The sequence below is a fragment of the Streptomonospora sediminis genome (assembly GCF_054778995.1).
Genome location: NZ_BAAGYZ010000061.1, coordinates 1 through 555 on the forward strand (window position 1 = coordinate 1; position 555 = coordinate 555).

Consider the following 555-nt stretch of genomic DNA (forward strand, 5'->3'; position numbering starts at 1 on the left):
TTGGTGGTGGAGCGGTTGTCGGATGCGCGGCGGCTGGGCCACCCGGTCCTGGCCGTGGTGCGCGGAAGTGCGGTGAACCAGGACGGCGCCTCGAACGGCTTGTCCGCGCCGAACGGGCCGTCGCAGCGGCGGGTGATCGCGCGGGCGTTGGCGGATGCGGGTGTGTCGGCCGCGGAGGTCGATGCGGTCGAAGCCCATGGCACCGGTACCGCACTGGGTGACCCGATCGAGGCGCAGGCGCTGCTGGCGACCTATGGGGCGGACCGTTCGCCGGATGCCCCGTTGTGGTTGGGGTCGGTGAAGTCGAACTTCGGGCATACGCAGGCGGCCGCCGGGGTGGCCGGTGTGATCAAGATGGTGGAGGCGATGCGGCACGGCCGGTTGCCGAAGACGCTGCATGCGGAGGTGCCATCGCCGCATGTGGATTGGTCCGCCGGCGCGGTCGAGGTGCTGTCCGAGCCGCGGCCGTGGGAACGCAATGGTCGCCCGCGCAGGGCGGGGGTGTCGTCGTTCGGGATCAGCGGCACCAACGCCCACGTGGTGCTGGAACAGGGC

Annotated in this window: 1 protein-coding gene; it reads left to right on the forward strand. The window is 71.5% G+C overall.

What is annotated here, in order from left to right:
- Positions 1-555: ketoacyl-synthetase C-terminal extension domain-containing protein (locus tag ACYVD5_RS12695; RefSeq protein ID WP_461001205.1), on the forward strand; the 555-nt coding region annotated here is incomplete at both ends.